This window comes from Desulfonatronum lacustre DSM 10312, from assembly GCF_000519265.1.
Classification (GTDB): domain Bacteria; phylum Desulfobacterota; class Desulfovibrionia; order Desulfovibrionales; family Desulfonatronaceae; genus Desulfonatronum; species Desulfonatronum lacustre.
The window spans coordinates 2,299,781-2,317,389 of sequence record NZ_KI912608.1 but is presented as its reverse complement, the minus strand read 5'-3'; the positions used below and the strand labels follow the sequence as shown (position 1 = coordinate 2,317,389).

Annotated in this window: 17 protein-coding genes; 10 read left to right on the top strand and 7 right to left on the bottom strand. The window is 61.0% G+C overall.

Annotated elements, in window-relative coordinates; all coding sequences use genetic code 11:
* Positions 1-66 precede the first annotated feature (66 nt).
* Together DESLA_RS0110975 and DESLA_RS20080 are read right to left on the bottom strand one after the other, a co-directional pair.
* Positions 67-2,721, bottom strand: a complete 2,655-nt coding sequence (locus tag DESLA_RS0110975; RefSeq protein ID WP_028572475.1) for a TIGR03960 family B12-binding radical SAM protein — start codon at positions 2,719-2,721, stop codon at positions 67-69.
* Positions 2,722-2,810: 89 nt separating this feature from the next.
* Positions 2,811-3,170: a hypothetical protein gene (locus tag DESLA_RS20080; protein WP_035261724.1), complete on the bottom strand. Its 360-nt coding sequence runs from the start codon at positions 3,168-3,170 to the stop codon at positions 2,811-2,813.
* Positions 3,171-3,219: 49 nt separating this feature from the next.
* Here DESLA_RS20080 and DESLA_RS22915 point away from each other — a divergent pair, with 49 nt between their 5' ends.
* A complete protein-coding gene (locus tag DESLA_RS22915) occupies positions 3,220-3,528 on the top strand; it encodes a hypothetical protein (RefSeq protein ID WP_028572474.1) in 309 nt (102 codons plus the stop codon).
* A gap of 34 nt (positions 3,529-3,562) precedes the next feature.
* Here DESLA_RS22915 and DESLA_RS23325 read toward each other — a convergent pair whose 3' ends face one another.
* Both DESLA_RS23325 and DESLA_RS20070 read right to left on the bottom strand, forming a co-directional pair.
* A complete protein-coding gene (locus DESLA_RS23325) occupies positions 3,563-3,871 on the bottom strand; it encodes an IscA/HesB family protein (RefSeq protein WP_084032023.1) in 309 nt (102 codons plus the stop codon).
* Positions 3,872-3,959: 88 nt separating this feature from the next.
* The gene (locus tag DESLA_RS20070) at positions 3,960-6,545 is read right to left on the bottom strand and encodes a heavy metal translocating P-type ATPase (RefSeq protein WP_084032022.1); all 2,586 of its coding nucleotides are present in this window, start codon (positions 6,543-6,545) and stop codon (positions 3,960-3,962) included.
* A 261-nt stretch (positions 6,546-6,806) separates the two neighbouring features.
* Here DESLA_RS20070 and ald point away from each other — a divergent pair, with 261 nt between their 5' ends.
* The 6 genes from ald (at position 6,807) to DESLA_RS20065 (ending at position 12,889) form a co-directional block, all read left to right on the top strand.
* Positions 6,807-7,904, top strand: a complete 1,098-nt coding sequence (ald, locus tag DESLA_RS0110945) for an alanine dehydrogenase (RefSeq protein WP_028572472.1) — start codon at positions 6,807-6,809, stop codon at positions 7,902-7,904.
* 406 nt (positions 7,905-8,310) lie between these two features.
* Positions 8,311-8,874 carry a bifunctional pyr operon transcriptional regulator/uracil phosphoribosyltransferase PyrR gene (gene pyrR / locus DESLA_RS0110940; RefSeq protein WP_035261721.1) on the top strand — a complete coding sequence of 188 codons (564 nt, stop codon included), beginning with the start codon at positions 8,311-8,313 and terminating at the stop codon, positions 8,872-8,874.
* A 46-nt stretch (positions 8,875-8,920) separates the two neighbouring features.
* Entirely contained in the window at positions 8,921-9,577 is a 657-nt protein-coding gene (gene lolA, locus DESLA_RS0110935) for an outer membrane lipoprotein periplasmic chaperone LolA (protein WP_028572470.1), read from the top strand.
* A 256-nt stretch (positions 9,578-9,833) separates the two neighbouring features.
* Entirely contained in the window at positions 9,834-10,976 is a 1,143-nt protein-coding gene (locus tag DESLA_RS0110930) for a tetratricopeptide repeat protein (protein WP_028572469.1), read from the top strand.
* Between the two features lie 39 nt (positions 10,977-11,015).
* Positions 11,016-12,398, top strand: a complete 1,383-nt coding sequence (locus tag DESLA_RS0110925) for a sigma-54-dependent transcriptional regulator (protein ID WP_035261718.1) — start codon at positions 11,016-11,018, stop codon at positions 12,396-12,398.
* A 62-nt stretch (positions 12,399-12,460) separates the two neighbouring features.
* Complete coding sequence (locus DESLA_RS20065; RefSeq protein ID WP_051434606.1) at positions 12,461-12,889, top strand: thioredoxin family protein; 429 nt, start codon at positions 12,461-12,463, stop codon at positions 12,887-12,889.
* Here DESLA_RS20065 and DESLA_RS20060 read toward each other — a convergent pair whose 3' ends face one another.
* Complete coding sequence (locus DESLA_RS20060; RefSeq protein WP_051434605.1) at positions 12,890-14,062, bottom strand: glucokinase; 1,173 nt, start codon at positions 14,060-14,062, stop codon at positions 12,890-12,892.
* 321 nt (positions 14,063-14,383) lie between these two features.
* Here DESLA_RS20060 and DESLA_RS0110910 point away from each other — a divergent pair, with 321 nt between their 5' ends.
* Positions 14,384-15,016: a peroxiredoxin gene (locus tag DESLA_RS0110910; protein ID WP_051434604.1), complete on the top strand. Its 633-nt coding sequence runs from the start codon at positions 14,384-14,386 to the stop codon at positions 15,014-15,016.
* Between the two features lie 78 nt (positions 15,017-15,094).
* Here DESLA_RS0110910 and DESLA_RS0110905 read toward each other — a convergent pair whose 3' ends face one another.
* Together DESLA_RS0110905 and DESLA_RS0110900 are read right to left on the bottom strand one after the other, a co-directional pair.
* The gene (locus tag DESLA_RS0110905) at positions 15,095-15,424 is read right to left on the bottom strand and encodes a type II toxin-antitoxin system PemK/MazF family toxin (RefSeq protein WP_051434603.1); all 330 of its coding nucleotides are present in this window, start codon (positions 15,422-15,424) and stop codon (positions 15,095-15,097) included.
* On the bottom strand, positions 15,408-15,683 hold the full coding sequence (locus tag DESLA_RS0110900) for an AbrB/MazE/SpoVT family DNA-binding domain-containing protein (protein ID WP_028573522.1): 276 nt from the start codon (positions 15,681-15,683) through the stop codon (positions 15,408-15,410). Before DESLA_RS0110900 ends, DESLA_RS0110905 begins: the two co-directional genes overlap by 17 nt.
* Positions 15,684-15,894: 211 nt before the next feature.
* Here DESLA_RS0110900 and DESLA_RS0110895 point away from each other — a divergent pair, with 211 nt between their 5' ends.
* Together DESLA_RS0110895 and DESLA_RS0110890 are read left to right on the top strand one after the other, a co-directional pair.
* Positions 15,895-16,569, top strand: a complete 675-nt coding sequence (locus DESLA_RS0110895) for a TMEM165/GDT1 family protein (protein ID WP_211239050.1) — start codon at positions 15,895-15,897, stop codon at positions 16,567-16,569.
* A 53-nt stretch (positions 16,570-16,622) separates the two neighbouring features.
* Positions 16,623-17,594, top strand: a complete 972-nt coding sequence (locus DESLA_RS0110890) for a UDP-glucuronic acid decarboxylase family protein (RefSeq protein ID WP_028572464.1) — start codon at positions 16,623-16,625, stop codon at positions 17,592-17,594.
* Positions 17,595-17,609 lie beyond the last annotated feature (15 nt).

Below are 17,609 nucleotides of genomic sequence, written 5' to 3'. Positions count from 1 at the left end.
CCGATGCCGATACCGATACCGATACCGAAAGAGAAGCTTTGAATTGGAAATGGTATTAGGGATTTTTCAAGGCTCGACGGTCAACCCCTGGATCTTGGTCAGTCGGGCGGTCTGGAAGGAGAGTTCCGGGGTCACGGCGGTGATGGCGGCCCAGGGGTTGAGGTAGTCTTCCCGGAAGTCGAAGAGCAGCCGGAGACGGTTTTCGCCCAGGAAGCGAATGGACCGGAACAGGGCTCGGAGGTTGATTTCTCGTGAGCCGCGCTTGGTCTTCTTGGCAAAGGGGAACTGGTCAGCGGAGAGGAACGACCGCCATATGGCCGTTGCTTCAGCCCTTGAGGATGATTCGCGGTCCAGGAGGTGGAGCAGGTATTCCTCAAAAGCCGGCTGGTCGGCCCGGCCTTTGAGCGGAGCGTCCTCCACGCCGCGAATCTCCAGCCCCTTGGGCACTTCCGGAGCCAGCCGGGCGCACAGTTCGGCGGCGGTCATGGGTGCGCGCAGCACCACGACCATTTCCTCGCGAACACTGCCCACGCCCACGGGCAGAGCCCGGCCAAAGGACATCCGGGGCATGGGATGGAAGCCCTGAGAGAAGCTCATGGCCACCCCGGCCCGGCGCATGCAGCGCTCGAAAAGCCGGGTCAGTTCCAGTTGACTGAAATACACCGCCGGGCCGAGCTTGCGGTAGGCGATGCGCAGGGCGTTGGCTTTGGCCCCCAGGTCTTCAGGGACTTGCTCTGGTGTCCGGCCCACGTCCTCCTCGGGCTGCCGGGCCGGAACCAACCGGCTCCGGCCGTCCTCCGCATCCGTCCCATCTCCCCCATCCTTTCCATTCCCCAGCCACGGGGCCAAGCTTTCGGCGTGCTCGTCCTGATTCACCCGAGGCCGAATGTCCAGGCCGGTCTGGCGGCGCAGCGCGGTCTTGACCTTGGTCGTAGTGCAGACGCCGCAGCCCAGGCATTTGCCGTTGCGGCAGTCCGGCGTGGTTCGGCCCTCCAGGGCCAGGCGGCGCTCCCGCAGCAGAAAGGAGCGGCGGATACCGCTGGAAACGTGGTCCCAGGGCAGCGGCTGCTCCGGGTCTCTGGCCCGCAGATACCAGTCCGGGTCCAGGCCGCATTCCCGCATGGCCTCCAGCCAGGACTCCAGGCTCAGGGAATCGGCCCAACTGGAAAAGAGCGCACCCTTGGCGAAAGCCCGTTCCACCACGTTTGCCAGAGCTCGGTCCCCGCGGGAAAAGACGCCCTCCAGGTAACTCATTTCCGGCATATGCCAGCGCATCACCAGCCGCTTGTGCGGACGAAAGAGGTCCCTGAGCCGATTCAGACGCCGCCGGGTTTCCTCGAAGGAGAGCTGCTCCTCCCACTGGAACGGGGTCTGGGGCTTGGGCACGAAGGGAGAGATGGAGGCCGTGATTTGCAAGCGCTTGGCCCGCTCCCCGGCCGTGGCCGCCACTTTCAGGCAGAGGTTCACGATGGCCTGTAAATCCTCGTCCGTTTCCGTGGGCAGGCCGATCATGAAGTAGAGCTTCACCGCGGACCAGCCCCGGGCGAAGAGTTCGCGGGTATGGTCCAGCAGGGCCTGTTCGGTGATGTTTTTGTTGATCACGTCCCGCAGGCGCTGACTCCCGGCTTCCGGGGCCAGGGTGATGCCGGTGCGGCGGATCCCGGCGATCATGTCCATGACCTGGCCGCTGACCGAGCCCACCCGGAGCGAGGGCAGGGAGACCGAGACCTGCCGATCCCGGCACCGGGCATGGCTGCGCTGAAACAGGGCGTCCAGGCAGGAAAAGTCCCCGGTGCTCAGGGAGAGAAAGGAGAGCTCGTCGAACCCGGTCCGTCCAAGGGCCTGCTGGATGATCCGGTCCAACTCGTCCAGGCGGCGTTCCCGGACCGGACGATAAATCATCCCGGCTTGGCAGAATCGACAGCCCCGGGTGCAGCCCCGGGCGATCTCGATGCTCAGACGGTCATGGACCACCGGCCCGAAGGGAACAACCTGGTTCGTGGGAAAGTCCGCGGCGCTCAGGTCCGGCAGGATGCGTTTCTCCACCTGGGCGTAGTCGGCGTAAAGGGGCCGGAGCGCAGCGGGAGTGCTTGCGACGTCTTCAGGTCCGGGAGCGAAAAACGACGGCACGTAGCAGCCGGTGACGTCCCGGGCCGCCTGAAGAAATTCGGCCTTGGAGAGGCCTTGGGTCTTGCAACGGTCGATCAGAGCCAGGATTTCCGGCAGGGCCTCTTCCCCGTCCCCGGCCAGGAACAGGTCGAAAAACGGAGCCATGGGTTCGGCGTTGAAAACAACTCCGCCGCCGCCGAGGATCAGGGGATGACTCTCGTCCCGGTCCTGGGAGCGAAACGGGATGCCTGCCAGGTCCAGCATGTACAGAACGTTGGTATAGCACAACTCGTGGGTCAGGCTGAAGGCGAGGACGTCCATGTCCCGCAGGGGGGTGCCGGATTCCAGGGTGCTCAAAGGCGTTCCCGAGTCCCGCAGGATATGGGCCGCTTCCAGAGGCGGGGCAAAGGCCCGTTCGGCCCAGAACTCCGGATGAGCGTTCACCGCATGGTAAAGGATGCGCCCGCCCAGGTAGGACATGCCCACCTCGTACAGGTCCGGAAAGGCCAGGGCCGCGCGCACCCGCACGCGGGAAGGGTCCTTGTGCACGGCATTGGGCTCGGTGCCCAGGTACTGGCTGGGGCGGGGAAGCAGGGGGAGCAGGTCTCGCATGGGGTGGGTCTCATGAACGAACAAAGGGCGGCGGGATATGGAGCACCGCCGCCCTTTGTCGAAGAAGGGGTCCGAAGCCGGAAGGGACGCTATTTGATCAGGGAAATGCCTTTCCCGCCGGGAGCTCCACCGGGACCGCCCATGTTCTTCAGGCGTTGCAGGTCGCCGGGAGAGGACAGGGTCAGGTTGCTGCTGGCTTCCATGTATTTGGTTTTCAGCTCGTCCGGGAAGGTCTTGTAGACGTAAATGATGTGGTCCATGGAAATTTCGCCGGTGATCTCGTTCTCAAAGGGGTAGCCGAAGGGCAGGAGCATCATCTGGACGCCGCCGCTCTGGGTGGGCATGGTCTGGATGACGGCGATGTCCTTGATTTTGTGTTCGCTTTCCTCCCACTTGCCAAGGGCCAGGTCGCCGGTGATCAGCTTCACCAATCGGATATCGTAAGCCATGAATTGCTCTCCTTTCCGTGAAATAAAGATGTAAAAAACAAAATAACCTATGGACTGGATACGCCGCTGTCAAGGAAGGGCGGAAGATCAACAGGGGGGGGGATTCGTTCTTATCAAAATCCAAATCGCGATCGAAATCGAAATCGGAATCGAAATCGAAATCGGAATCGAAATCGAAATCGGAATCGAAATCGAAATCGGAAAATACTGTTCATCACCCTGTGATGACGTCATCTTCATGGATGAGGTTTCGATTTCGATCGCGATTTCGATTTCGATTTCGATGAAGACGCCAACACACCTTGGGGGGAAAAGTGAACGCGGGTGGAGCCGAAAGGCTCCACCCGCGTTGTCGTGAGTCGTTGCCAGGGCCTCGCGGCCCGAAGGCACTGCTAGCAGGAAGAACAACTACCTGAGCAGCCTCCGCCTCCGCCGCCCATGCTCACGGTCGAGCTGACGGCGAACCCGTAAGGGGTCATGTCGACCTTGATGCCGCCGGCATTCTTGATCAAATCTTGATCGACGACAAAAGTGTAGCCTTCGATCGCGTGCACACTGTCGGAATCCCTCTGCTCATCCAGAGCAAGAGCAAGTTTCGGACCGCCTCAGCCGGGGGCCATGTACACGCGGATGGGCGAGCTGTCCTTGCCCTGAAAATAGCTGTCCAGCTGCTGCTTCGCGGACGGTGTCAATTCAAACATTGTAACCTCCAAGTGAAATAGTTCGTCAAGTCCACCATAATTAAATACGTGAACACGTTTTGTCAAATTCCAAGGGTCCCGGCAGGGATCAGGACGGCTGAAAAAGACGCAGACGCAGGGCGTTGGTGACCACGGAAACCGAACTCATGGCCATGGCCGCTCCGGCGATCATCGGGCTGAGGGTCGGGCCGCCGAAGGCGTAGAGCAGGCCGGCGGCGATGGGGATGCCCATGACGTTGTAGGCGAAGGCCCAGAACAGGTTCTGCTTGATGTTCCGAACAACGGCCCGGCTGAGGGTCAGGGCGGTGGTCAGGCCGTGCAGATTGCCGCTCATCAGGACCATGTCCCCGGATTCCATGGCCACGTCGATGCCCGTGCCCATGGCGACGCCCAGATCGGCCTTGGCCAGGGCCGGAGCGTCGTTGATCCCGTCTCCGACCATGGCCACCTTGATCCCCTGTGCTTGGAGTTCAGCCACGGTTTCAGCCTTGTTCTCCGGCAGGACCTCGGCCCGGACGTCGTCGATTCCGGCCTGGGCCGCCACGGCCTGGGCTGTGCGTAGGTTGTCGCCGGTGAGCATGACCACCCGCAGGCCCATGCCCTTCAGCTTGGCGACCACTTCCCCGGCCTCGGGCTTGATCCGGTCGGCCACGGCCAGAATTCCGGCCGCGACACCGTCCACGGCCATGAGCAGGGGCGTCTTGCCCTGACCGGACAGCTTGTCGCGCATCTCCCGAAGTTGTGCGGAGTCCCAACCTTGAACCTGGTCGGTCTCCAGGAGCCGACTGTTGCCCAGGAGCACAACACGGCCTTCCACCCGGGCCCGGATACCCTGTCCGGGAATATAGGCGAAGTCATCGGCCCGAGGCTCTTCCAGGCCGCGTTCACGGGCCGACTGGACAATAGCCGCGGCCAGGGGGTGTTCGGAGCGGGCTTCAGCTCCGGCGGCCAGACGCAGCAGCTCGTTTTCAGACAGGGCCTGGCCGGACAGGATGAGGATGTCGGTCACTGCCGGGCGGCCTTCGGTCAGAGTGCCGGTCTTGTCCAGGACCACGGTCTTTACGCCGCGGGCCATTTCCAGAGCTTCCCCGCCCTTGATCAGCACGCCGAGCTGGGCTCCGCGTCCGGTACCGACCATGATCGCCGTGGGCGTGGCCAGCCCCATGGCGCAGGGACAGGCGATGACCAGCACCGCGATGAAGATTCGCAGGGCGAAGGTGAAGGCTTCCCCGGCCAAAAAATACCAGCCCAGGCCGGAGAGCACGGCCACGCAGATCACGATGGGCACGAAGTACAGGCTGAGGCGGTCCACCATGCTGGCGATGGGGGCCTTGGAGCCTTGGGCTTCCTGGACCAATCGGATGATCCTGGCCAGGACCGTGTCCCGGCCGACCCGCTCGGCGACCATGTAGATGGAGCCGTGGGCGTTCAGGGTGCCGCCGATCAGCGGATCGCCCTCCTTTTTGGACACGGGCAAGCTTTCCCCGGTGAGCATGGACTCGTCCACGCTGGTCTGGCCCTCGGTGAGCTTGCCGTCCACGGGAATACGCTCCCCGGGTTTGACCAGGAGCAGGTCCTGGGGCTGGATCCGTTCCACGGGAATGCTTTCCCGCCGGCCGTCACGAACTCGGGTGGCTGTGCTCGGCGTGAGGGCCATGAGTTGCCGGATGGCATCCGAGGTGCGCACCTTGGAGCGGTTTTCCAGGTACTTGCCCAGCGTGACCAGGGCGATGATCACGGCCGCGGATTCGAAGTACAGGTCCATGGCCCTGGCCATGGGTTCGTGTCCCAGGGCGATCTCCAGAAGGTTCCAGGTGCTGTAGACCACCGCCGCGCCGGTGCCCACGGCGATCAGGGAATCCATGTTCGGGGCCCGCTTCCAGAGGTTGGGAAAGCCGCGCAGGTAAAATTCCCGACCGGCCCAGACCACGGGCAGGGTGAGCAGAAACTGGGCCAGGGCGAAGGTCAGCGGAGAATGGTGCGGGCTGAGCAACCCCGGCATGGGCAGGCCGACCATTTCACCCATGGAAATGATGAAGATCGGGACGGCGAAGGCCATGGCCAGGATCAGCTTGGAACGCAGGGTTGCCAGCCGCTTGAGCATTTCCCGGCGCTGCGCGTCCATCAGCGATTCCCGCGGCCCTCCCTGCCCGGAGTCTTGGGTAAAGGCCTCGTACCCCGCGTCACGGACGGCCTCCAGAATGGCCGGAAGATTGACCTTTTCGGGTTGGAAGCGTACCTGAGCCGTTTCAGATGCGAGATTGACCTCGGCCGAATCCACGCCTTCCAATCCGGCAATGGCCTGCTCCACGCGACGCACGCAGGCCGCGCAGGTCATGCCCCGAATACCCAGCTCCACCTGACCGCCCGAAAGGTCGGCGGACGCGTCGGTCTCGGCGTCAGCGCGCAGGTCGTATCCCGCATCCCGGACGGCCTGAAGCAGGCGGTCCTCACGGTCCTCGGAACGTGAAGCGTTCGGGTCCCACTCCACGGACATGGTTTCGGTGGCCAGGTTCACGGAGACGGAACGGACCCCTGCCACCCCGGAAGCGGCATTTTCCACGCGACGCACACAGGCCGCGCAGGTCATGCCCTGAACGGCGTATTCGGATTTGCGGCGGGTTTCGGGCTGACTAGGGTGCCGGGCATGGACGTTGGACTGGGGAGTGTTCATGGCGCTTCCGGGTTTGATGGTAGAGGGGGGCGTGGGGCGGGACACGAAAACTCGCGGTCGCTTGGTTTGTACGGTACGATTTTTCTCCGCTGTTGTGAACCGGCTTTTCACAACGACCATGGAATCAATCGAAATCGCTATCGAAATCGACATCGAAAAAAGCTCACCCTGACCATGCATTGAAAATTTTTCGCCCAAGACCGATTTCGATGCGTACTGATCGTCGATACATTTGGACGCCATCTTGCAAGGAGAAACCATATGCGGATCGGAGTACCGAGGGAGATCAAGGCGCAGGAGCGCCGCGTGGGGTTGTTTCCCTCCGGGGTCAAGGCCCTGGTGGAGCACGGGCATGAGGTGGTTGTGGAATCCGGGGCCGGAGACGGCTGCGGGGCCCTGGACGACGTCTACGTCTCCCAAGGGGCGCGGATGGGAACCGCGGAAGAGGCCTGGAGCCAGGAACTGGTGATCAAGGTCAAGGAGCCGCTCAGCCAGGAATACAGGTACCTGCGCGAAGACCTGACTTTGTTCACCTATCTGCATTTGGCCGCGAACAAGACCTTAACCGACGCCCTGGTCCGGTCCGGTTGCGTGGCCATTGCCTATGAAACCGTGCAGTTGCCGGACAAAAGCCTGCCGCTGCTGGCGCCCATGTCCGAGATCGCCGGGCGGATGTCCGTGACCAAGGCCACGGAAATGCTTTGCCACTATAACGGCGGCGGCGGCGTGTTTCTGGGCGGAGTTACCGGCACGTTGCCGGCCCGGGTGGTGATCATCGGCGCGGGCATCTCCGGCGCGGGCGCGGCTCAGATGGCCGTGGGGCTGGGAGCTGACGTGCTGGTCCTGGACGTGGACATGGCCAAAATTTATCGACTGTACCACCATCTGGATCAGAAAATCAAAACCCTGTTCTCCAACGCCCTGAATATCGAAGACCAGGTGGTCAAGGCGGACGTGGTCATCAGCTGCGTGCTCATTCCCGGCGCTTCCGCGCCCAAGCTGATCACCAGGCAAATCATCGAGGCCATGAAACCCGGCTCGGTGATCATGGACATCGCCATCGACCAGGGAGGGTCCACGGAACTGTCCCGGCCCACCACCCACGACAATCCTTGCTTTCGAGTGGGCAACGGCGTCAACCTTTACTGCGTGGCCAACATGCCCGGGGCGTATTCCCGGACAGCCTCGGAATCCCTGACCAACGCGACCCTGCGCTACGCCCTGCAATTGGCGGACAAGGGGTGGCCCCGAGCCTGCCAGGAAGATCCGGCCCTGCGCCGGGGCTTGAACGTGGTTCGCGGAAAGGTGGTCTACAAGGCCGTGGCCGAGGCCTGTGGGCATGAATGGACGGAATTTTAAGGGATTATGGCTGGTACTGAATGACCGTTTGTGAAGAGGGTGGCGCAGGCATCCTGCCTGCACGGACAGGCAAGATGCCTGTCCCACCGCTTTGCATGCCTTCTTCCACTCTCGTGGAGCAGAAAACTCGGCAAGAATGGTAAATTGGGATCAGCCAACTCCCTAACACTACAGCGACACTTTGTATCTGCCCAAATAGGTCAGGCCTAGGATGAAAGTGAGTGCGCACCTGGATTCCCGCCTTCGCGGGAATGACTTCAATAGGTCTGCTTTATTCAGCTCGTCATGCCCGCGAAGGCGGGCATCCAGGTCATGTTTACCAACCCAAGTGTCGCTGTAGTGCTAAGCTGAATACGGATAAAAGCCGTCAGTTGGTTTGGCGGATGGACGATGAAGGAGGCTCCTTATGAGGACAGCGAAACAAGGCGCACCAGTTGAGAAAAAGACCCTGCTGCACGCCGAGGAAATCCGAAGGACCATGGAACGATTGGCCTACGAGGTCATCGAACGGCACGGCGAGGGCGCGAACCTGGCCCTGGTCGGGATTCAACGCCGCGGAGTGGAGCTGGCCAAGCGGCTGAAATCCGTCCTGGAGCAGCGCTTTGGGCGGGAAATTCCCTTTGGCAGTCTGGACATCAATCTGTACCGCGACGACTGGACCAATCTGGACGGCCAGCCGCAGATTCACAAAACCTGGATCCCGTTTCCCGTGGACGACCGGGAAATCATCCTGGTGGACGATGTCCTGTTCACGGGGCGAACCATTCGCGCGGCTCTGGAAGCCATTTTGGACTATGGACGTCCGAAACGAGTGGAACTGCTGGTCCTGGTGGACCGCGGTCACCGGGAACTGCCCATCCACGCGGACTATGTCGGGAAAAAGGTGAACACCTCCCAGCAGGAACAGGTGGACGTGTACGTCAAGGAGCAGGATGGAGAGGACGTGGTTTTTTTGAGCGAGATGAAGTGATAACGCTCCGAGCTCGGAGCGGAAGTCGACATCAGGGGAGAGAGTCATGGGCCATTTTTTTCGAGCTTTCGTAGGGATTGTCGGACTGGCGGCCATTTTTTGGGGTGCGGTGGGCGCGGCCCCGGCGGCCCAAGCGGAGGAGGGGATCGTTGAAAAAATTCAGCGTCGGTATGAATCCATCCAATCGTTCCAGGCCGAGTTTACCCAGGAACTGACGGTGGCCGCCAGCCGGGAGAGCGAGGAGCGTCGGGGAGTCCTGTATTTCCGGCATCCCGGGCTGATCCGTTGGGAAACCGTCAGTCCGGAACCGGAACTGCTCATCGTCGGTTCCGAAGTGGTCTGGAACTATTTCGAGGACGAGGAAATCGCGTATCGCTACGCCGTGGAGGACGTCCTCGGTTCGGCCACGGTGCTGAAGATCCTCTCCGGGCAGGCCCGCCTGGACGACGATTTTCTGACCGAGGTGGACTTGGCCGAGGATACAGCCGCCACGGTGATCCGTCTCCGGCCCCGTGTTCCGGAGCCCAGCCTGGTGGAGGCCACGATCCGGGTCGATCCGGAAACGTTCTTGTTGCAGCAGGTCCTGGCCGTGGATTTTTACGGCAATATCAACCAGGTTACCTTGCACAACCTGCGTCTCGATCCGGACTTGGAGCCCACGCTGTTTGATTTCACGCCGCCGAAAGGGGTTCTGGTACGGTAATATTTCCGGGCGGCCAGGGCAAATCCGTTCTCATCAAAAATCGAAATCGCTATCGAAATCGCGATCGAAATCGGAAAGCACTGTGCACCACTCCGTCGATTTCGATCACGATTTCGATTTCGATGCCGATTGAGATAGCGGGTGAGGATCGAGAACAAATCTGCCCTGTCCGAGGGGCGCGCGGGTTTGCATTTTTCCTCTCGCTACGGCAAGTTCTTCTTTTGTCGAACCCTCGGAAACGCTCCTGAGTTTTTCCATGCATCAAGGTACATCTTCGCTACTCTTTTTTCGCCCTCCTTTTCGTTCCCTCTTTCTTGTCCTGGCAGCCTGCCTTTTCCTGCTGGCTCCGCCGGTCGTGGACCGGGCCTTCACGGCCATTCCGGACGCGGCCGCAAACATGACCCTGGACGAATTGGACCAGGCCATCAGCGATGATCCGCATAACGCCGCGCTGTACATCGCCCGGGCTCAGCGGCACATGTCCAATCGATCCTTCCCACGGGCCATCGTGGACTTGGACCAAGCCCTGCGCTTGGCCCCGGGCGATCCCACGGTCCTGAAGCTGCGCGGAGAAGCCTACGCCCGGATGGGCAATTGGGCTAGGTCCACGGCTGATTACGAGCAGGCGGTCCAATTGGCTCCGGAGAATGAAGAGGCTTTGTTCGGACTGGCTCGGGCCCGTCTGGAAGCCGGAGACCTCAACCGCGCTCTGGAGGAGCTGAGCCGGTTGTTGCGGGCCTCCCCGAACCATCTGGAAGGCCGCCTGTACCGGGGGCGGCTGTATCTGGAACGGGACAATCACCAACAGGCCCTGGCCGATTTCGACGTGGCCGCGTCGTTGGCGCCGGAGTCCGCCGAAGCCCTGTTTGGGCGAGGGAAGAGTTTGCGGGAACTGGGGCGGCTGGACCCGGCTTTGACCGATTTGACGCGGGCCATTCGCCTTGAGCCCACCGCTCCGGCCTACATGGAGCGAGGGCTGACCTACGGCGCTCAGGGCGATCTGCGTTCCGCCCTGGACGATTTCAACACTGCCTTACGCTTGGCCCCTGGAGATGCGCTGATTCACTTTCACCGAGCCTCGTTGTACGCTTTGGCTGCGGATCATCAACGGGCCGTGGCCGACTTTACCCAGACCTTGAGCCGGGAGCCCGATCATCCCCAGGCCCTTTTGGGACGCGGCCTGGCGCACCAGGAATTGGAGCAGTATTCCCAGGCCATCGACGATTACACCCGGGTGATCCGCCTGGAACCGGACAATTACGGGGCCCTGAACAACCGCGGGGTGGTCCTTCTGCAACTCGGTCAACTGGCCCAAGGATGCGACGATCTGCGCGCGGCCTGCGCGTTGGGCCGCTGCACGACCCTGGATTTTGCCCGTAAGGAAGGCTACTGTCCGTGATGGTTCTTCCGATTTTCCTTTTACCCCGTGAGGACGGCCATGGCCCAGATCGTCATAGTTGACGACGAAGAGGACATTCGCACCACGTTGCGGGGCATCCTGGAGGACGAGGGCCACGAGGTCCGGGAGGCGGCCAGCGGGGAACAAGGTCTGGAGGTGCTTGCCGAAGCCGACCCGGATCTGTGCTTTCTGGACATCTGGTTGCCGGGCATGGACGGCCTGGAGGTGCTGGATCGGGTTCACGGGGCGTTGCCGCATCTGCCGATGATCATGATCTCGGGCCACGGCAATATTGAAACCGCGGTCATGGCCATCAAGAAAGGCGCTTTCGACTTCATCGAAAAGCCGCTCTCCCTGGAAAAGGTCCTGGTGACCACGGCCAAGGCCGTGGAATTCAAGGAACTGCGCCAGGAAAACATGGTTCTGCGCAGTCAGATCCGGGACACTCGGGTCCAGGAATTGACCGGGGAGACGCCCCGGGTCCAGCAGTTGCAGCAGCAGGTTCGTCAGGTCGCGCCCACCGAGGCCTGGGTGCTGATCACCGGCGAGAACGGCACCGGCAAGGAAATCGTAGCCCGGTCCCTGCATCAGCTCAGTCACAGGGTGAACAAGCTCCTGGTGGAGGTGAACTGCGCGGCCATTCCCGAGGAATTGATCGAAAGTGAGCTGTTCGGTCATGAAAAAGGCGCCTTCACCAGCGCGGATCGGGCTCAGGTGGGCAAGTTCGAGTTGGCCCACGGCGGCACCTTGTTCCTGGACGAAATCGGGGACATGAGCCTGAAGACCCAGGCCAAGATTCTGCGCATCCTGCAGGAGCAGCGTTTTGAACGGGTCGGAGGGCGGAAGACCATCCAGGTGGATGTCCGGGTGATCGCGGCCACGAACAAGAACCTGCCCGAGGAGATTCGCGCCGGACGGTTTCGGGAGGATCTCTACTACCGGCTGAAGGTGTTTCCGCTGTATGTCCCGCCCCTGCGGGCGCGGGTCGCGGACATTCCGCTGCTCCTGGCCGATTTCATGGGCGGCCTGATCCGGACCCAGGGCTTTAAGGCTCTGCGTTTTCCCCCGGAGACCATGACCGCGCTGCAACGTTACCCCTGGCCGGGCAATGTCCGTGAGCTGAAGAACTTTCTGGAGCGGATGTGCATCATGTATCCCGGTCAAACCATCCTGCCGGAGATGCTGCCGCCGGAGATGCTGGTCACGAGCCACGGCGCGGGCAACGGTCGCGGACCTTTTGATCCGGACGACGACTGGCCGGTGGACTTCAAGGCGGCCCGGGCCCAGTTCGAGGCCAAGTTTCTGGAGGACAAGCTGAACAGCTGCAACGGCAGCGTCACCCGGCTGGCGGAAACCATCGGCATGGAGCGCACCTATCTGTACAAAAAGCTCCGTGGTCTCGGCCTCAAGACAGCGGACTGAAGACTTTTGGCGCAGAACGGCAACCGACCCCGTTTCACCCCCAACCCTCATACCTTTACATTATGACCTCCTACAGCAAAGCCGGAATCATCGTCATCCTCATGGCCCTGTTCGCTTCCGTGGGGCTGATCCAACACTACACCACCACCCAGTCCCAATTGACCGGACCGGAAATCGATCCGGCCCCGGCCCTGCCCGGGGTGCCGGGAGAATTGCCGCGACTGGTGAACCTGAAAACCGAAAACTGCATTCACTGCAAACGGATGATCCCCATTTTGGCGGAGTTGGAGAGAGGGCACGGCGAAGCGTTTCGCATCTACACCTTCGACGTGGGCCTTCGTCCGGACATCGGGCGCTCCTTCGGGACCATCCGCGTCCTGCCGACCCTGATCTTTTTTGACCAGGACGGACGGGAGGTTCTGCGTTACGAGGGCTATATGTCCAAGGCGGACATCCTGTCCCGATTTTCGAGCCTTGGCTTGACGGGCTGATCATCCGTCGGCGACGAGCCGCCCTTCAGCGCACGTTCTCCCTGTCTCGTGATTGCCGTGCGGTTCAGGCGGCGTCGCTGAGGGTGTCGGCCGCCTCCGGGCCGCGAGCTTGGCTGCCAGGGCCGCGCCCCACAGTCCGCTGTCCTGGTTGGTATTCAGGACGACCGGGATGTCCTGGAGCAGAGCCCGGTAGTTGGGGTTGTCCGTGAATTCGCGAAAAAACTCCGGGTGTCGCATCAGGCCGGGATTTTTGGCCGCCACCCCGCCGGTGACCACGATTCCGCCGGTGGCCAGAATATTCAGGGCAAAGTGGCGGCAGGCCCGGCCGTAGAACCGGGCAAACCAGCTCATCACGGGCGATGTTTCGTCCATGGCGGCGGCAGCCTGCTCCGGCCTGAGGTCCTGGCCGAAGTGGAAGCGGTGCAGCAAGGCCAAGCCTTGGCCGGAAACGACCACATCCCCATAAACATACTCCAGCCCCAGTTCGCGGCGCACGAAGTCTTCGAAGGCCGCCTCCTCTCGGTTCACGAACGCGAAAGCGGCGTGTCCCGCCTCCGAAGGCCATGCCAGAAAGCTCCTCCCAGGAAAGTCCCTCAAACCCTGCTCAGGCAACGGGGCCAGCATCCCATGGCCCAGCCCGGTCCCCGCGCCGATCACCCCCACCATGCCCCGTTCATTCCGCCGACCGGCGTTGATCGTGACGGCCTCATCCAGGGCCGCGGTCTTGCAGGCATAAGCCTGGGCCGCGAAATCGTTGAGCAGGATCAGCGTGTCCGGGAGGCCGGACAGGTTCGTGGAGCGGACGTCGATGGCCCAGGGGATGTTCGGCGGGTCGGCCTGGACCCCGCCTTGCACCGCTCCGGCCACGGCCAGAGCCCCGGCCCGACAGTGCGACAACTCCGGCCCCAGGGGGCCGTCCTTGAGCAATCGCAATAGATCACTGAAAGATTTCGCCTCCGAGGTGGGGATCCGTTCCACGCTTCGGAGCCGCATGGTGTCGCCGAGGTCCTCAAACAGCGCGAACCGACTGGTGGTCCCTCCGATGTCCGCTGCCAGATACAGGGGGGCTGGAGGTGTTTGCTCCGATTCACCAAACACCACGGCGCAACATCGGGAGCTTTGATCCCCAAAAAGCCCCGCGTAATGGCCTTTGCTCTTTCCTGTTTCGGACATGTTTCCTCCCTTGTGAATCAATCTGGGCGAGACGGTTGTAGATCGGAACGGCTACCAATAACACCACGCCTGGGATAACGGCAACCAAAAAGCGGCTGATTCCGAGAGTCAGGGCCTTCGGTTGGGCGAGGCGGAGATGCGTTATCAGCCTGCAAGGAAGGCCGTTTTCCCCTGCGGGACGCGATGACGGCAATTTGTGGCGCGGGAACGTCTCGGTTGAGTCAAATTTTATTCTTGACAATGTGAATCATTCCTCTTAATAAAGAGCTCGTCTCTGCCAGTTGCGACATTCAACCTACTCAACCAAGGGAGGAACTTGTTATGGGATGTGACGTCAAACCGCATCATGAACCGGTGGAACATGTGAAAATTGGAAAGAAGGTTTGCAATTTCACCATGGAAACCTACGACCCGAAAGAGGGGTCTTTCGGGACCGTAAGCTTGAAGGAACTGAACAAGGCCGGAAAATGGGTAGTGCTCTTTTTCTACCCGGCGGACTTCACCTTTGTCTGCCCCACGGAATTGGCCGACTTGGCGGACAAATACGCGGCCCTGGAGCAGATGGGTTGCGAGGTGGTCGCCGTGTCCACGGACACCAAGTTCTCACACTTGGCCTGGAGGAACAGCGAGAAGCTGCTGGAGAAGGTGAAGTACATCATGGCCGCGGACCCCAACGGCGCGGTGTCCCGCTATTTCGGGGTCTACGACTGCCATACCGGGTTGGATCTGCGCGGGACGTTCATCATCAATCCGGAAGGGGTTTTGGTCTCTTCGGAGATCAATTTCTACAACGTGGGGCGGAACTCGGACGAGCTGCTGCGGAAGATGGAGGCCAACATCTACCTCCTGGACCATCCGGCGGAAGCCTGCCCCGCGAAATGGACCAAGGGCGAAAAGACCCTGACGCCGTCGGAAAAGCTGGTGGGCAAGGTGTACGAATCCTTGAATGAATAGACGGTCATCCCTTCCCTGGAATGGCCATTGAACGGGTCGGCGTCCTTGTGACGTTGACCCGTTCTTTTTTTACGTGGGTCACTCGGCGTACATTTCCGTGATCAGGGTGCGCAGTTGGGCTGCCTGGGCGTCGGAGATCTGGTCGATTTTCCGGATCAGCCGCTGCTTGCTGATGGTTCGAATTTGATCCACAGCGATTTCGGAGCTTTTCCCCGCGCATTCGACCTGAAGGCGAGAGCGCCAGCGAGGATGCAGGCGCGTGGTCAGTGGGCAGACGACCACGGTTTCCAGGTGTCGGTTCATTTCGTCCCGGCTGACGATGACCACCGGGCGGACCTTTTTGATCTCTCCTCCGATAGTGGGGTTGAGGTCGGCAAGGTAAATTTCGTATCTAGAAATTGTCGTCATCGCCATTTTCCAACCCGTCCAGCAGTGTGGCCTCGAAATCGTCCCAAGACTCCTTTTCTTCGGCCATGGTCTGGAATGTGTCCTCCCAACTAAGCTTGCCGTCCCTTTCTCCGCGTAAGAGCAATCCTTTTTCAGTTTCCTCCAGCACGAGGGTACTTAGAAAACCGTATTTCTTGATGAGTTTGCTCGGTATCCTGACGCCTTTCGAGTTGCCGATGGGAACGAGCTTGATGGGGTGTGAGCGGGCGTGATGCTCCATGCGTCGTGCTCCTTTGTGCCGTGTTCGAGATGCTGTTCCGCTTCATTTCAATAGAAATATAATTACTGTAATTACTATATTTCGGTCGTGTCAATTGGAACGGTCGTGATCCCCACGACACCATCTCCGACGGCTTGCCCTTCATCCGTGCACCCTGCTAGAGGTGACGCGGAAACGCGGGGGAATGATCTGGTCGGCGTGGATGTTTCAAATGGGGCGCGTGCCGACGGTCTTGGTCATAAACAAGGAAGCCATGGAGCACGTTCTTGCGGTTTTGGCCGCCACGGGGCTGGGCGTTGGCGGGATCGACTTTCTGATTGCCTCGGGAACCAGTTTTCTGTTGATCTTCGCCGCGGAGATCGGCGACAAGAGCCAGTTGGTCTGTATGGTCATGGCCGCCCGGCACCGGGCTTTTCCGGTGATGGTCGGCAGTGCATTGGCCTTTGTGGTCTTGAACACCCTGGCGGTGGTTTTCGGAGCGGCCCTGGCCAATTGGATTCCGGAGGTGATGGTCTATGCCATTGTGGCAGTGTTGTTTCTGGTCTTCGGCATCCAGAGCATGCGGGCCGAGGAGGAGCCTGACCGGGAATGCGCGAGTCCGCCAAGCGGGCACGGCATTTTCCTGGCCACTTTTGCCCTGATCTTCGTGGCCGAGTTCGGCGACAAGACGCAGTTGGCCGTGGTCGGTTTGAGCAGTACGAGTATTCCCCTGGCCGTTTGGGCCGGAGCCACGACGGCCTTGATCCTCACCTCCGCCCTGGGGATCTGGGCCGGTTGTACCGTACTGCAACGCATTCCCATGAAACTGCTGCACCGCGTCAGCGGGATATTTTTCATCATCTTGGCGCTCTTCGCGGCCTTTCAGACTTGGCAAGCGATTTCGTAGCACCTACGGAAGGCCGTGGCCGCTCAATTTTACTTCAGGAGAGGGACGATTCGATGCATATTCACAAACGTGTTCTGGTTACCGGTGGGGCGGGTTTTTTGGGGTCGTGGCTGTGTGAACGGTTGCTGGAGCGCGGTTGCATGGTGCTGTGCCTGGACAATTATTTCACCGGGTCCCGGATGAACGTGGAGCATTTGCTGGACAACAAGCACTTCGAGATCATGCGCCATGACGTGACTTTTCCGCTGTTCGTGGAAGTGGATGAAATCTACAACCTGGCCTGCCCGGCGTCTCCCATCCATTACCAGCACGATCCGGTGCAAACGACGAAGACATCGGTCCATGGAGCCATCAACATGCTCGGGCTGGCCAAGCGGACCCGGGCCAAAATCATGCAGGCCTCCACCTCCGAGGTCTACGGCAATCCCACCGTGCACCCGCAGCCGGAGAGTTACTGGGGCAACGTCAATCCCACCGGGCCCCGTTCCTGTTACGACGAAGGCAAGCGCTGCGCCGAGACCCTGTTTTTCGATTACCACCGCCAGCACAAGCTGCGGATCAAGGTGGCCCGGATCTTCAACACGTACGGGCCGAGGATGCATCCCAACGACGGTCGGGTGGTCTCCAACTTCATCGTCCAGGCCCTGTTGGGCAGGCCCATCACCATTTACGGCGACGGCTCGCAGACTCGGTCATTCTGTTACGTGGAGGATCTGATCGACGGATTTCTAAGGCTGATGGACTCTCCGGACGAATTCACCGGCCCGGTCAATCTGGGCAATCCCGGGGAATTCACCATCAAGGAACTGGCCGAGAAAGTGGTGGCCATGACCGGGTCCGCGTCGGAGATCGTGTACAAGCCGCTGCCCAAAGACGACCCGGAACGCCGTAGGCCGGACATCAGTCTGGCCAAGCAGCGGCTGGGTTGGGAACCACGGGTCAAGCTCGAGGACGGATTGGTCAAGACCGTGGACTTCTTCGAGCATCTGATCAAGAAATTCGGTCCGGCGGGCATCCTTGGCTAGACGGGTTAGACGGAT